The sequence below is a fragment of the Peribacillus sp. N1 genome (assembly GCF_054600815.1).
Genome location: NZ_BAAHZO010000080.1, coordinates 1 through 244, shown reverse-complemented (window position 1 = coordinate 244; position 244 = coordinate 1). Strand labels below are relative to the sequence as shown.

Below are 244 nucleotides of genomic sequence, written 5' to 3'. Positions count from 1 at the left end.
CTTTATCATGTGAATTAAGCAAAATAGCGCCATTAAAAGATTTTAAATCCTTTTCCAATTGTTCAAGTCCGAATATATCCAAATGGCTGGTAGGTTCATCCGCAATCAATTCATTCGCATTGGAAGAAAGGGCTGCGGCGATTTTTCTTAGAGTACGTTCGACGCCGCTTATGTTTTCTTGATCCTCATTGGGCAATTTCCAGATGCTCGTTAATACACCGATTATTTCTTGTTCAGTTTCTTC

The 244-nt window shown here is 38.5% G+C and carries 1 protein-coding gene; it reads right to left on the bottom strand.

Going from position 1 to position 244, the window contains the following annotated elements:
* The coding region (locus tag ACYP5M_RS26675) for a P-loop NTPase family protein (RefSeq protein ID WP_459735747.1) at positions 1–244 on the bottom strand (244 nt) is incomplete at both ends.